The 13,411-nt window shown below is 60.9% G+C and carries 12 protein-coding genes; 6 read left to right on the top strand and 6 right to left on the bottom strand.

Translation table 11 applies throughout. The annotated features are described in order from the left end of the window. Window positions 1-105 precede the first annotated feature (105 nt). Window positions 106-846: a DUF2076 domain-containing protein gene (locus TU81_RS21290; protein ID WP_048396454.1), complete on the bottom strand. Its 741-nt coding sequence runs from the start codon at window positions 844-846 to the stop codon at window positions 106-108. A gap of 177 nt (window positions 847-1,023) precedes the next feature. On the opposite strand from TU81_RS21290, the gene TU81_RS21285 reads away from it, so the two are divergent. Together TU81_RS21285 and TU81_RS21280 are read left to right on the top strand one after the other, a co-directional pair. After that, window positions 1,024-1,698 carry a YciC family protein gene (locus tag TU81_RS21285; protein WP_038981414.1) on the top strand — a complete coding sequence of 225 codons (675 nt, stop codon included), beginning with the start codon at window positions 1,024-1,026 and terminating at the stop codon, window positions 1,696-1,698. A 74-nt stretch (window positions 1,699-1,772) separates the two neighbouring features. Next, window positions 1,773-2,855 (top strand): endonuclease/exonuclease/phosphatase family protein, encoded by a 1,083-nt coding sequence (locus TU81_RS21280; RefSeq protein ID WP_048396453.1) that lies wholly within the window; start codon window positions 1,773-1,775, stop codon window positions 2,853-2,855. A gap of 98 nt (window positions 2,856-2,953) precedes the next feature. Here the strand turns inward: TU81_RS21280 and hrpB are convergent, their stop codons facing one another. Further along, on the bottom strand, window positions 2,954-5,473 hold the full coding sequence (gene hrpB / locus TU81_RS21275) for an ATP-dependent helicase HrpB (protein ID WP_048396452.1): 2,520 nt from the start codon (window positions 5,471-5,473) through the stop codon (window positions 2,954-2,956). A 109-nt stretch (window positions 5,474-5,582) separates the two neighbouring features. On the opposite strand from hrpB, the gene TU81_RS21270 reads away from it, so the two are divergent. Next, window positions 5,583-6,002 carry a hypothetical protein gene (locus tag TU81_RS21270; RefSeq protein WP_038981408.1) on the top strand — a complete coding sequence of 140 codons (420 nt, stop codon included), beginning with the start codon at window positions 5,583-5,585 and terminating at the stop codon, window positions 6,000-6,002. A gap of 41 nt (window positions 6,003-6,043) precedes the next feature. After that, complete coding sequence (locus TU81_RS21265) at window positions 6,044-6,940, top strand: cation diffusion facilitator family transporter (RefSeq protein ID WP_038981405.1); 897 nt, start codon at window positions 6,044-6,046, stop codon at window positions 6,938-6,940. On the opposite strand, the gene TU81_RS21260 is transcribed toward TU81_RS21265, so the two are convergent. Then, the gene (locus TU81_RS21260; RefSeq protein WP_048396451.1) at window positions 6,934-7,932 is read right to left on the bottom strand and encodes a DUF6515 family protein; all 999 of its coding nucleotides are present in this window, start codon (window positions 7,930-7,932) and stop codon (window positions 6,934-6,936) included. The two genes, TU81_RS21265 and TU81_RS21260, sit on opposite strands and share 7 nt — an antisense overlap. 436 nt (window positions 7,933-8,368) lie before the next feature. Here TU81_RS21260 and TU81_RS21255 point away from each other — a divergent pair, with 436 nt between their 5' ends. Both TU81_RS21255 and TU81_RS21250 read left to right on the top strand, forming a co-directional pair. Continuing rightward, window positions 8,369-8,848 carry an Lrp/AsnC family transcriptional regulator gene (locus TU81_RS21255; protein WP_007894448.1) on the top strand — a complete coding sequence of 160 codons (480 nt, stop codon included), beginning with the start codon at window positions 8,369-8,371 and terminating at the stop codon, window positions 8,846-8,848. A 236-nt stretch (window positions 8,849-9,084) separates the two neighbouring features. Next, a complete protein-coding gene (locus TU81_RS21250) occupies window positions 9,085-9,294 on the top strand; it encodes a DUF2788 domain-containing protein (RefSeq protein WP_038981401.1) in 210 nt (69 codons plus the stop codon). On the opposite strand, the gene TU81_RS21245 is transcribed toward TU81_RS21250, so the two are convergent. From TU81_RS21245 to TU81_RS21235, 3 genes are all read right to left on the bottom strand, one after another. Continuing rightward, window positions 9,289-9,930, bottom strand: coding sequence for a pseudouridine synthase (locus TU81_RS21245; RefSeq protein WP_048396450.1), 642 nt, complete (start codon window positions 9,928-9,930; stop codon window positions 9,289-9,291). The genes TU81_RS21250 and TU81_RS21245 overlap by 6 nt on opposite strands. 72 nt (window positions 9,931-10,002) lie before the next feature. Beyond that, window positions 10,003-11,502, bottom strand: a complete 1,500-nt coding sequence (gene amn, locus TU81_RS21240; protein ID WP_161794734.1) for an AMP nucleosidase — start codon at window positions 11,500-11,502, stop codon at window positions 10,003-10,005. A gap of 187 nt (window positions 11,503-11,689) precedes the next feature. Continuing rightward, window positions 11,690-13,339, bottom strand: a complete 1,650-nt coding sequence (locus tag TU81_RS21235; RefSeq protein WP_048396449.1) for an acyl-CoA dehydrogenase family protein — start codon at window positions 13,337-13,339, stop codon at window positions 11,690-11,692. Window positions 13,340-13,411: the final 72 nt, after the last annotated feature.

Raw genomic sequence — 13,411 nt, 5'->3', positions numbered from 1 at the left:
TCAGGCACCAGGGCCTGAAAAGTTGCCCAGTATGCCAGCCCAAAGGATTGTTCCGCGAATAATCGGCCATGTGGCGAGGGAGCTTGCTCCCTCGCCACAGATGTATCAGACGAAGGAGTCGTCATCGCCACCGAAGAACGATGAGCTGTCATCGTTGTAATCAGCGTCGGCGAATCCGCCTTCGTCGCTGGAGTTGTCAGCCACGCGCTGATCATTGCCGCTGTCGCTCTGATCGTTGACCTGAGCCGGTTGTTCCTTGATGACTTCAACCACTTCCGGCTGCTGATTGTGTTGGAACAGGCTGCTGATGCCTTGCGCCAGCATCACGCCACCGGCCACACCCGCTGCAGTTTTCAACGCGCCGCCGAGGAAACCACTGCCGACCGGTTGTTGCGGGGCGTAGTTCTGTTGAGGCGGCGCACCGAAGTTTTGCTGTGGCGGCTGCGAGTTGAACGACGGCCGCCCCGGTTCACGCCAGCCGCCATTCGACGGAGCTGCGCTTTGAGTCGGCGCAGGCTGCGGATCACGGGAGCTACCACCGAAGATGCTCGACAAAAAGCCACCGCCGCTCGGCGCCGGGGCCGCCGTCTGAGCCTTGGCCGATTGCAGTTCAGCCTGCAATTGCTGGGCTTGTTGGGTGAGTTGTTTGTTCTGTTCGTCGAGGCTCTTGATGGCTGCCTCTTGCACCAGAATCGCCTGGGTCATGAAATAGCCCGCCGCTGGCTGGCGAGTCAGGTGCTCCTTGATCCGCGCTTCGGCCTGGGCGTCGCGCGGGGCTGAATCCGTTTCGGCCTGTTGCAGCCGGGAAAACAGTCCATCGATCAGGGTTTGTTCTTCGCTGTTCATGGCGACCTCATAGATTGCCGGGAAAATCGTCGCCCTCATCCACGGTGGATAAGGTGCTCACCAGTAATGGGGCTGATACAGGATGTTTCAATGACCTTTACCGAACGTTTACGTTTGCGTCCCAAAGGGGTTCATCGGTTAAAGTGAGGCACTGCTTTCAACCTGCGATACCGACTGATGAATCCGTTCGAAGTACTGCGTGACTCTTTGTATTTCTTCAAGCGCAATCTGCGCCAGATCGTGCAGCTGTGCCTGCCGCTGGTGATTTTCGAGGCGCTGCTGCAACAAGTGGTCGACCACTCCACCGAGCCTGACGGCTTCCCCGGCATCAGTGTATTGGTCGGCCTGCTGGTGTATCCGCTGTACACCGCCGCGCTGATCCTGTTTCTCGATGCCCGCAGCCGTGGCGAATCGCCGCGCACCCGCGATTTGCTGGCGACCTCCGCGACCCTGTGGCCGCGTTTCGCCCTGCTGACCGCCCTCAATACACTGCTGATCCTGATCGGCCTGTCGCTGTATTTCCTGCCGGGCATCTGGTTGATGGTGACGCTGGCGTTCGGCGAATACCTGCTGGTGCTGCGCGGCCTGGCACCGCTGGCGGCGATGAAGGAAAGCCTGCGCCTGACCCGCGGAAACTTCCTGCGGATTCTGGTGTGCATTTTGTGCGTGATGGCCCCGCTGTGGGTACTCAAGGGGGCGACGCTGGCGGTTTACCCTGATCCGCAGAACCCGGTGATCTCGCTGCTGATCGACAGCGCCCACAGCTTTCTGCAGCTGTTCACCAGCGTGGTGGTGTTCCGTTTGTTCATGCTGATCGCCGATGCACCCGAGAAAGCTGACGGAGCGCTCTGAGCGCTCTACCCTTGGGCCTGGGCGCTGCTCTCGGTTATGCTCGGGGTCAATTTTGTAACGCTATAAGCCGAGCCATGACCCGTCTACTGCGCTACACCCTGCTGTGCTTGCTGATTGCCATTGGCCTGATTGCATTGCTGATCTACAACCTGACCTGGCGCCCCCAGGCCAAGGAAGTGCTGTCAATCAGTTGTAACGCCCAGGCGCCGACGCTGGTGCCCGGCCAGGCACTGAAGGTGATGACCTGGAACGTCCAGTATCTGGCAGGCAAGCGCTACGTGTTCTGGAACGACCTGGCCGCGGGGAACGACGAGCGTCCTACACCTGAAGACATGGCCTTCAGCCTCGACGAAGTGGCGCGGGTGATTCGCGACGAGCAACCGGACATCGTGCTGTTGCAGGAGCTCGATGACGACGCCAAGGCCAGTGACTACCAGAACCAGTTCAAATTGCTTCAGGATCGAGTCACCGACCTGTATCCGTGCAGCGCTCAAACCTTCGACTGGAAAGCCGACTTCGTGCCTGAACCGCACATCTACGGAAGCGTTGGCCGGCAATTGGCAACCCTGAGCCGCTACCAGATCGAACACGCCGAACGCCTGCAATTACCGGTCGCACCGACCCATTTCATCAGCCGTCAGTTCGAGCCGAAAAACGCCTTGCTGGTCACTCACCTGCCATTGAGCAACGGCGGCCAAATGGCCGTGTTCAACACCCATCTGGAACGTGCCACCACCGCGCTCGACGAAACCTTGCAACGCCAGGTGACGGCCGTGGCCAAGGTCCTCGACAAGTATGAAAGCCGCGGCACGCCGTGGCTGATCGGTGGCGACTTCAACCTGTTGCCGCTGGGCCAGTATCGACGCCTGCCCGCTGAACAACGCACGCCCTACTCCGCCGACAGCGCGCTGCATGTGCTGTGGGACAAATACCCGATGATCCCCACCAACAACGAAGCCAGCGGTATCGACCGGGCGCAATGGCTGACGCATTACCCGAATGATCCAGGCTTGAATGGCCCGGACCGGACTGTTGACTACCTGTTTTACAGCCCGCACCTCAAACGGGTCGAAGCGCGGGTGCGGCAGGACGATACGTTACGGATTTCCGATCACTTGCCGGTGATTGCACGGTTTCTGTTGCCGGCCGCGCCTTAGATTTGCGGCGTTAGTGAAAAAAATCGCAGCCTTCGGCAGTTCCTACAAGGGATCGCATTCCAATGTAGGAGCTGCCGAAGGCTGCGATCTTTTGATCTTCAGCTTTTACGAGGCTTGATCCGCGCCGTCGCCTCGGCCACCAGCGGATCATCCGGCCAGTAGTGCTTCGGATAACGACCCTTCAAATCCTTCTTCACCTCGGCATACGTACTGCGCCAGAAGTTCGCCAGGTCCTGCGTCACCTGCACCGGCCGCCGCGCCGGGGACAGCAGATGAAGCTTGACCACCTGCCGCCCACCGGCAATCCGCGGGGTCTCGGCCAGGCCGAACAACTCCTGCAACCGCACCGCCAGAATCGGCGGCTGCTCGCTGTAATCCAAACGGATCGATGAACCCGAAGGCACGCTCAGGTGATGCGGCGCCAGTTCGTCGAGCCGTTGCGGCAGCGGCCACGGCAACAAGTTGTGAACAATGCTCGACAAGTCCAGGTTAGCGAAGTGACTGAGGCGCGAGACTTTCCCCAGATAGGGCATCAACCAGTGTTCGAGACTTTTGAGCAGAGCGGTGTCGCTGACATCCGGCCACTCACTCTCACCCTTGCTGCCAAGGTCCAACTGCCGCAATAACGCAACTCGTGCCTGCCACTGACGCAGTTCCGGAGTCCACGGCAACAGCTCCAGACCTTTGCGCCGCACCAGGTTCACCAGCGCCTGACTGCGGGCGCTTTCGTCGAGCCCGGTCAGCGGCTCACGGCTAAGAATCAATTCGCCAACCTTGCGCTGACGCTCGGCCCGCAGCACGCCTTCGCGCTCATCCCAATCCAGTTGATCGACGCAACGCACCTGCTCGGCCAGCACCGAATCGAACAACGCCGGATCGAAATCCGTCGCCAGATAAATCCGTTCCTCACGCTGGCCCTGACGACTGCCCAGATCGGCGATCACCAGCCACGGTTGCTTCATCAAGCTGTCCGCTTCGGCAAACAGTGCCGCACGACCATTAGCCAATCGATATTCCGCCCCACCGGCCCGCCGCTGTTGGGCGACCCGATCGGGATAAGCCAACGCCAGCAACGCGCCAAGCCAGCGCGGATGCTCAGGATCGCTGACCGGCTCCGACGCTTTGCCCCGCAGATAACCGCGATACTGCCGCGCCAGTTGCCGGGCCCGTTGAACACCCCCCTGAGCGCCGCGTGCGGCCCGTTCTTCGCCGGACAACAGCACCAGTCGGCTGTGCAGATCCGCCCCGGCGCCACGCAAAATATCTCGCTCGCCGAGCAGTGCCGCGACATCGCAGGCCATGTCGGCCAAGCCGAGCGCCTGACCGCGCAACAGCAAATGCGCGATCCGTGGGTGAGCCGGCAGTTCGGCCATGGCCTGACCGTGTCGGGTCAGCGCGTCCCCCTCCAGCGCGCCCAAACGCTCAAGCAGATCCTGAGCCTGTGCATAAGCCGCTGCGGGCGGGATATCCAGCCAAACCAACTGACCCGGTGTCACGCCCCAACGACCCAGTTGCAAGGCCAGCCCGGCAAGGTCCGCCGAGAGGATTTCCGCACTGGCGTAGGCAGCCAGTTGCTCGTGCTGATCCTGCGACCACAACCGATAACACACGCCCGGTTCCAATCGCCCTGCCCGGCCCGCGCGCTGCGTGGCGCTGGCTTTGGAAATACGCTGAGTATCGAGGCGGGCCATGCCGCTGCCCGGATCGAAACGCGGCACACGCGCCAACCCCGCATCGATCACCACGCGCACACCGTTGATGGTCAGGCTGGTCTCGGCGATGTTGGTGGCCAGCACCACTTTGCGTTTGCCGGCGGGGGCCGGATCGATCGCCGCGCGTTGCGCCGCCAAGTCCAGTTCACCGTGCAACGGGCAAAGCAAAACCTGTGTGCTATCGCCCAGTGCATCGGCAAGCTGCTGATGCACCCGACGGATTTCCGCCTGCCCCGGCAGGAACACCAGAAGGCTACCGGTCTCGTCGTTCAGCGCGTCGAGGATGGTCTGCACCACCCTGGGCTCGATAAATTCACCCGGTTGAAACGGCCGGCCCCAACGCATTGCCACCGGGTACATGCGACCTTCGCTGCGCAGGATCGGCGCATCATCAAGCAACCCGGCCAGGCGTTCACCTTCCAGCGTTGCCGACATCAACAGAATTTTCAGCGGCTGATCGTCACGAAACAGCTCCCGGCCATTCAGGCTCAGGGCCAACGCCAGGTCGGCGTCGAGACTGCGTTCGTGGAATTCGTCAAAGATCAGCAAGCCCACGCCCTCCAGCGCCGGATCATCCTGCAAGCGTCGGGTGAGGATGCCTTCGGTAACCACTTCGATCCGAGTGTTGGGGCCTACTTTGCTGTCGAGACGAATCCGGTAGCCAACGGTTTCGCCAACCTTCTCGCCCAGTTCACTGGCCAAGCGCTCCGCCGCCGCCCGCGCTGCCAACCGGCGTGGTTCCAGCATCAGAATGGTCTGCCCGGCCAGCCACGGCTCATTGAGCAAGGCCAAAGGCACGCGGGTAGTTTTACCGGCGCCGGGCGGTGCTTCGAGCACGGCTTCGTGGCGTGTAGCGAGGGCTTCACGCAGGGCGGGTAAAACTTCATCAATCGGCAAAGAAATCATGCTGGCTCCAAAACAGAGCCACGAGTATAACGGCGAACTGCTCGGCGTTTGTCGCGGTCCTAATTCATACAGACGCCCCTTCGTTTCCAGATAACTCAGGAGATTTCACATGCGTGCTCCCTTTCGCTTGATCGGCGGTGTACTGGTCGCGACCTTGCTGACCCAAATCACCGCCTGCGGCTCGATTTTCTACCCGGATCGTCGCGGTCAGATCGACGGCAAGATCGACCCGGCCATCGCCGCGCTGGATGCCGTGGGTCTGCTGTTTTACATCATCCCCGGCCTGATCGCCTTTGCGGTGGACTTCGCCACGGGCGCCATTTACTTCGAGCCCGGCCGGACCGCTCAGGTGGCCCCGGAAAAACTCAAGGAAGCCATCGGTGTCGACGGCAAGGTCGATAATCACAAGTTGCAGACTATTCTCGAAACTGAATTGGGCCGCAGCTTCCCACTGGACGATCCACGTCTGATCCAGCACAAGGGCAGCGCCCAGCAACTGGCCATGTTCGGCCTGCAACCGGCCGCATAATTCATGCGTTCGAAGGGACACTTAAAGGAAACGCCGCACCTATGACCACCAGTACCGAACACGCCCGCCTGCTGCGGCTGGCGACGCGCGCCTCGGTGGCGGTGGCGTGCATATTGATCGTCGCCAAAGCCATCGCCTGGTGGCTGAGTGGTTCGGTGAGCATGCTCGCCGGGCTGACCGACTCGGCACTCGATGGCGTCAGCTCGCTGCTCAATCTTTTGGCCGTGCATTACGCCTTGCGCCCGGCCGACGACGATCATCGTTACGGGCATGGCAAGGCCGAATCATTGGCGGGCATGGCTCAGGCGCTGTTCATTGGCGGCAGTGCGGTGCTGATTGCCTTGCAGGCGATCGAACGGTTGAAACATCCGGAGCCGATAGGCGCAGCTTGGCTCAGCATCGGGGTGATTGTGTTTTCCCTCGCCCTGACCGTGGCCCTGCTGATGTTGCAGCATCGGGTAATCAAGGCAACCGGTTCCAACGCCGTGAGCGCCGACTCCTTGCATTACCGCTCAGATCTGCTGCTCAACGGCAGCATTTTGGTGGCGCTGGTGCTGGCCGGTTTCGGCTGGCATCAAGTCGACCCTTGGTTCGGATTGGGGATTGCCGCCTACATCCTCTGGAGCGCCATTCATATCGCCCGGGAAAGTTTTGCGGTGCTGATGGATGAAGAGCTGCCGCCGGATGTCAGCCAGCACATGCTTGAACTGGCCTGCAGCGTACCGGGAGTTTTAGGCGCCCATGACCTGCGCACACGAATTTCCGGTAACCAGTGGTTCGTGCAGTTGCACCTGGAATTGCCGGGGGAGCTGACGCTGTCAGTCGCCCACGGCATCAGCGATCAAGCCGCCGATGCGATTCACACCGCCTACCCGCGAGCCGAAGTGCTGGTGCACGCCGACCCGCAGGAAGTGGTGAAAGCCGCCAGGGCTCAGTAACTCACCTGATAACCGCGACTGCTCAGGCAGTTGCCCTGGGCCTGTCGGTAAACTTGCACCACCGACGGGGCCGGTTGATAGGTGACGGCACGCGGATCGAAGCCGCTCTGTTCCACGGCCCAGCGATAGCACTCGTAACCGTCCCGACTGACCTCCTCTGGCGACTGGCCGTTGGCCGGATACGCCACCACGTCATAACCACTGCTCACCGGTTGCGGCTGCACGGGGGGTTCGACCACGACGTACTCCTGCGTGCTCGCCTGGTAGGCGTAATACGCGCCGGCCGCCAGGAACAACAGTGCCCCGCCGATCCACACTTCACGGGCGTAATCGGGCAAGTAGCGGACACGAATCCCGCGAGGCGGTTGAACCACCACATAACGGGGGCCTTGCGGGCGATACCAGTAACCACCGGAATAGAAATAATCCTGGCCACGATACGGCACGCGGTAATTGCGCTCCGGGAAGCGATCGATCACGTACCCCGGACGATACTGCGGGCCGGGGCCCCAGCCATTGCCGCGCCCATCCGGGCGACCGGGCCAGCGACGATCATCATGACGTGAGCCCTGACCGCCAGTCTGCCAATTCCGGTTGTCATTGTTGCGCCGCGGTTCGTCCTGATAGTAGCCACGCCGGGGTTCCTGGGTCTGGCGCACGGTGTCGGGCCGGCCCTGGATCGGCAGTTTGTTACTGGGTTGTTGCGGCGGTCGGCCCTGAACATTGGGATCGTGCGACGGACGGTTCTGCCGCTCGCCGCCCTGATTCTGGTCGTGGAGCTCGAACTGGCGGCTGTTGTCGCCACGAATGATTTCGTTGTTCTGCCGGCGTGGCTGATTGTTACCGTCATGACCCTGGCCGCGCCCCTGATGATCCGGCCCACGTTGCCCATCATCAGGCCCACGCATTTGCGGCTCATCGGCAAGCGATTGCGCAGTGACACTCACACACAGCAAACCAACACCGGCCAAACGCCAGATGCGCGACTTCATGCTTTTCCTCACTGCGGGTTAGGGCCTGTACGTAAGACTGGGAAAGCGCAGGCCGGTTCTGCAACAGGTTATCAGTCACGCAACTTATTTATTGAGGGCGCGCCGATAAATTGCGGCCAATAAAAAAGGGAGACCCGTCGGCCTCCCCTTGAGAACTTCGTCCGTGCTCGACGCTTATGACGTCGGCTCACCTCACGCCGTCTTCTGGACAGTGTGTAGCTCGGGGGCCGACACATCCCCGGTGGGGGTGGCGACCGCAGCTGGCCTGATTGGGCGAGCCGCACTGGACTGTTTGTCCGAGCAGTGATTCTGGTGATAAGAATAGGCCCGGGGCGACGACAGAGGATTGCGAAGATTGCTCAAATAAACATCACTTGCGCAATTTTTACCTCAAGATAGATAATCCGCCGCAATAGTTATGACAAAGGCCTGATTGATGAGCAAACTCGACCGATACGACCTGAGCATTTTGGCTGAATTACAGCGCGACGCGCGTATTTCCAATCAGGAGCTGGCCGAACGCATCGGCCTGTCGCCTTCGCCTTGCTCGCGGCGGGTCAAGCAACTGGAAGACGACGGTTACATCACCCGTCAGGTCGCCCTGTTGGACCGCAAGATGCTCGGCCTGAGCCTGACCGCCTACGTGCTGATCGGCATGGACCGCCATACTCCCGAGCGTTTCGAGAACTTCGAAGCCGCCATTCGCACCTTGCCGCAGGTACTGGAATGCAGCCTGGTGACGGGGATGGATGCGGATTATCAGCTCAAGGTAGTGGTGCCGGACATGGATCACTATCAGAAACTGCTGCTGGGGCATCTCACCCGGATTGAAGGGGTGACCAGCGTGCGGTCGAGTTTTGTGTTGAATCAGGTGCTCAACAGCACTGAATTGCCTCTAACCCATCTACGCAGCTGAGACGCGCTTCTGTAGGAGCTATGTAGGAGCTGTCGAGTGAAACGAGGCTGCGATCTTTTGATCTTGTTTTTAAAAAGCAAAATCAAAAGATCGCAGCCTCGTTTCACTCGACAACTCCTACAAGAGTGCGCTGGGCGACGAATAGCTGCGGCACACTGCCGCAGGTCAATGCCTCGCCAATCCCCCATGGCGTATACTCCAGCGCCTTTTAGCCCCACCCACGCTGGAGATGTTCGATGGATCCTGCAGTACTCGAAGAGTGGATGATGACTGGTCTGGTCAGCATTCTGATCATTTTCATGGGTTTTATCGTCTGGGATCTGGCGAAAAAATCCAAGGCCGGGCGCTTCGGCTCGTTCATTCTGTTCTTCGTACTGGGGCTGGGCGTGGCCGCCTTCGTGGTCAAAAGCGTGGTCATCGGCATGATTGAATCCGGCACTCTATAAGCGCGCCGGCACTTCCTTCCACTGGCCCTGATCGAGCCCTTCGATCGACCAGTCACCGATTCTGACCCGCACCAGACGCAACGTCGGCAAGCCGACCGCCGCGGTCATGCGCCGTACCTGACGGTTGCGGCCTTCGCGAATCACCAGCTCCAGCCAACGGGTCGGCACGCTTTTACGAAAGCGCACTGGCGGGTTACGTGGCCACAGCTCAGGCTCATCCAGCTGTCGCGCTTCGGCCGGCAACGTCATGCCGTCGTTCAGCTCGACGCCATCACGCAAGCGCTGCAACTGCTCAGCGCTTGGCTCACCTTCCACTTGTACCCAGTAAGTCTTGGCCAGTTTGTGTTTCGGGTCGGCAATTCGCGCCTGAAGCTGGCCGTCATTGGTCAGCAACAGCAAGCCTTCACTGTCGCGGTCCAGCCGTCCTGCCGGGTAAATCCCCGGAATCTCGATGAAATCCTTGAGCGTCGCCCGCCCTTCGCCGTCGCTGAATTGCGTCAGCACATCGAAAGGTTTGTTGAACAGAATCAGTTTCGGCTCGGCCGGCGGCGCTTTGGCGACACGGCGCGGAGCTGAAGAGGATGGCGCAGGCTTCACGCCAGGGCGGCGGGAAACGGGACGTGGAGGACGAGACATGGGAAAAGGAACATCTAACGGTCAGGGCTGCTAATGCTAGTGCCCTGACCGCCAAATGACCATGACAAACCGTTAGCGGAACGGCGGTTCGTCGAAGCTGCGCAGTTTGCGCGAGTGCAGCGAGTTGAGTTCGGTGCGCAACAGATCCACCGCTTCGATGCCGATCTTCAAGTGCTGGCTGACCGCGCGTTCATAGAAGGCGTTGGCCGAGCCCGGCAGTTTGATTTCGCTGTGCAGCGGTTTATCCGACACACAGAGCAACGTGCCGTATGGCACCCGCAAGCGGTAACCCTGCGCAGCGATGGTGCCGCTTTCCATGTCCACCGCCACGGCGCGGGACAGGTTGATCAACGGACGCTCCTGCGCCCAGCGCAGTTCCCAGTTACGGTCGTCGTAGGTCAACACGGTGCCGGTACGCAGGCGCTTCTTCAACTCATCGCCCTTCTCACCGGTGATGTTCGCCGCCGCTTGCTGCAGCGCCATCTGCACTTCGGCCAGGGCCGGAATCGGAATGTTCGGCGGCACAACCCGGTCAAGAATCCCGTCGCGGCGCATGTAAGCGTGGGCCAGCACGTAGTCGCCAATGGTCTGCGACTGACGCAAGCCGCCACAGTGGCCAATCATCAGCCAGCAATGCGGACGCAGCACCGCCAAGTGGTCGGTGATGTTCTTGGCGTTGGACGGGCCGACGCCGATGTTCACCAGGGTCACGCCATGGCCGTCGCTGGCGATCAGGTGATAGGCCGGCATCTGGTAACGATGCCAGACCACGCCCGCGGCAATCGCTGACGCCTCGCCGTGGTCCATGCCCTTTTCGATGATCACGTTGCCCGGCAACACCATGCGCACAAAACGCGGATCGTTGCGCAGTTGCTCAAGACCATGAACGATGAACTGGTCGACGTAGCGGTGGTAGTTGGTCAGCAGAATCCATGGCTGCACATGGCGCCAGTCGCTGCCGGTGTAGTGCACCAGTCGGCGCAGGGAGAAGTCCACCCGCGCGGCGTCGAACAGGGCCAGCGGCAGCGGGTCGGTGTTTTCCCAATCGTACAAGCCATCGGCGATGCCATCGGTCGCGGCCGACAAATCCGTACTCGGGAACACTCGCGCCAGCACCGCCGCCGTGACGCCGGAGCCGGCCAGTTCATCGCCCTGCTCGACCACGTACGGGTAAGGAATGTTCTGCTGACTGACGCCGACTTCCACGGTCACGGTGAAGTCGTGCATCAACGGAACGAGTTGTTCCAGCAGGTATTTGCGGAAGGCACGGGGATGGGTGACGGTGACGCTGTAAGTTCCCGGTAACTGGACCTTGGCATAGGCGCGAGTGGTCTGTGGGACTTCGCCCTGGCAAAGGTAGGTCAGACGCAACTCGGGGTAACGAAACAGAGCACGCTGCTCCGCGTCCGGCTCGACGCGATCCTTGAGATAACGCTTGAGCGCCTGATTCAGCGCTGTGGTTGCACGCTCGTGCAAGGCAGCAAGCCGATCCACGGCTTGCTCGGCGGTTTGAACGACAATAAACGCTTCGGTCACGATCAGCTTCCTGTGTTCTGACTTGCAGACCTTCATCTTGCCTGCATCGTCGCTTCACGGGAACAGTGGTGGCAACACAAATGCTGTGTTCACCATCGATCCAATGTGGGAGCGGGCTTGCTCGCGAAAGCAGTCTGTCAGCCAACATCAATGTTGGCTGAAATGGCCTCTTCGCGAGCAAGCCCGCTCCCACATTGGCTCAGTGTCGATCACAAAGGCGTCGTCAAAACCCTTGCGGAGTCGACCGGGCCACAATCGCTTCCACATCCAGCCCGCGAGGCAACGTTCCATACACCCGACCGGCCGAACCCAGGCGACTGGCGATGAAAGCATCACTAACCGCCGCATTCCCCGCCTCCAGCAACAGCTTGGCCTGAAGCCCCAAAGCAATGTCTTCGGTAAGCTGGCGGGCGCGGTATTGAATGTCGTCGGTATCCTTGAATGCTGCCTGCAACTGGCTGATGTGCGCAGCCAGGCGTTTGTCGCCATGACCGTCACCCAACTCGCTGAACAACACATCAAGCACACCCGGCTCTTTCGACAGCGCGCGCAACACGTCGAGGCATTGCACGTTGCCGGAACCTTCCCACGTCGAGTTGACCGGGGCCTCACGGTACAGCCGCGGCAAGATGCTTTCTTCAACATAACCGGCGCCGCCCATGCACTCGGCAGCCTCATTGATCATCGCGGGCGCGCGTTTGCAGATCCAGTACTTGCCCACCGCCGTCACCAGTCGGGCGAATTTCGCTTCGCGGTCGTCATCCAGATGATCCAGCGCCCGGCCCATGCGCAAACTCAAGGCCAACGCAGCTTCGCTTTCCAGGGCCAGGTCGGCCAGTACGTTTTGCATCAAGGGTTGTTCGCTGAGCAGCTTGCCGCCTACCTTGCGGTGGGCGCAGTGATGACTGGCCTGGGTCAGCGCCTGGCGCATCAGCGCACTGGAGCCGACCATGCAATCGAAGCGGGTCATGGCAACCATTTCGATGATGGTCGGAACGCCCCGGCCCTCTTCGCCGACCATCCAGGCCAGGGCGCCACGGAACTCCACTTCGCTGGAGGCATTGGACCAGTTGCCGAGTTTGTTCTTCAGCCGCTGGATGTAGAACTGATTGCGTGTGTCGTCCGGGCGATGACGCGGCAGCAGAAAACAGGTCAAGCCTTTGTCGGTCTGGGCCAGGGTCAGGAAGGCGTCGCACATCGGCGCCGAGCAGAACCACTTGTGGCCCACCAGTTCATACGCCTGACCGGGCCCACTGGCGCCAACCGGATAAGCCTTGGTGGTGTTGGCCCGCACGTCGGTGCCGCCCTGCTTCTCGGTCATGGCCATGCCGATGGTGACCCCGGCCTTGTGGGCCATGCCGACGTTGCGTGAGTCGTATTCGGTGGCGAGGATTTTCGGCAACCATTGGTCGGCCAGATTCGGTTGCAGGCGCATCGCCGGGACGCTGGCGAAGGTCATGGTCAGCGGGCAACCGCTGCCGGCTTCAGCCTGACTGTGCAAATAGGTCATGGACGCGCGGGCAACGTGGGCGCCCGGTTGCGGATCGGTCCAGGGTAAGCCTGTCAGGCCATGCTCTACCGCCGCACGCATCAACTCGTGGTAGGCCGGGTGAAATTCCACCAGATCGATGCGATGGCCGTAACGGTCATGGCTGACGAACACCGGTTTGTTCTGATTGGCCGCAAACCCCGCCTCCATCAGCGACCCGCCGGCCAATGCGCCGTAAGCGTCAATCCGCGACTCGGCCCAACCGGCATCGAAACGCCGCGACCACTCCTGCAAAGGCAGGTCGATGCGATAGAGGTTGGTACCGTCCAGCGACGGTGGCTGGTTGGTGACTTCGTGGGTTTCGGCGAACTGATGCAGGTTCATGACAGGGCTCCTTTGGTCAGCCAAGGGACTTTCAGTTAAGCACCGCCCCGAGGTTGAACAAAGTGGCATATC

The organism is Pseudomonas lini, assembly GCF_001042905.1.
In the GTDB taxonomy this organism is placed as follows: domain Bacteria; phylum Pseudomonadota; class Gammaproteobacteria; order Pseudomonadales; family Pseudomonadaceae; genus Aquipseudomonas; species Aquipseudomonas lini.
This window is presented reverse-complemented; position numbering and strand designations above follow the sequence as displayed.

Bases quoted from the DNA above. Each gene is read 5' to 3' on its own strand.
- TU81_RS21290 (WP_048396454.1), bottom strand. From the start codon at position 846: ATGAACAGCGAAGAACAAACCCTGATCGATGGACTGTTTTCCCGGCTG.
- TU81_RS21285 (WP_038981414.1), top strand. From the start codon at position 1,024: ATGAATCCGTTCGAAGTACTGCGTGACTCTTTGTATTTCTTCAAGCGC.
- TU81_RS21280 (WP_048396453.1), top strand. From the start codon at position 1,773: ATGACCCGTCTACTGCGCTACACCCTGCTGTGCTTGCTGATTGCCATT.
- hrpB (WP_048396452.1), bottom strand. From the start codon at position 5,473: ATGATTTCTTTGCCGATTGATGAAGTTTTACCCGCCCTGCGTGAAGCC.
- TU81_RS21270 (WP_038981408.1), top strand. From the start codon at position 5,583: ATGCGTGCTCCCTTTCGCTTGATCGGCGGTGTACTGGTCGCGACCTTG.
- TU81_RS21265 (WP_038981405.1), top strand. From the start codon at position 6,044: ATGACCACCAGTACCGAACACGCCCGCCTGCTGCGGCTGGCGACGCGC.
- TU81_RS21260 (WP_048396451.1), bottom strand. From the start codon at position 7,932: ATGAAGTCGCGCATCTGGCGTTTGGCCGGTGTTGGTTTGCTGTGTGTG.
- TU81_RS21255 (WP_007894448.1), top strand. From the start codon at position 8,369: ATGAGCAAACTCGACCGATACGACCTGAGCATTTTGGCTGAATTACAG.
- TU81_RS21250 (WP_038981401.1), top strand. From the start codon at position 9,085: ATGGATCCTGCAGTACTCGAAGAGTGGATGATGACTGGTCTGGTCAGC.
- TU81_RS21245 (WP_048396450.1), bottom strand. From the start codon at position 9,930: ATGTCTCGTCCTCCACGTCCCGTTTCCCGCCGCCCTGGCGTGAAGCCT.
- amn (WP_161794734.1), bottom strand. From the start codon at position 11,502: ATGAAGGTCTGCAAGTCAGAACACAGGAAGCTGATCGTGACCGAAGCG.
- TU81_RS21235 (WP_048396449.1), bottom strand. From the start codon at position 13,339: ATGAACCTGCATCAGTTCGCCGAAACCCACGAAGTCACCAACCAGCCA.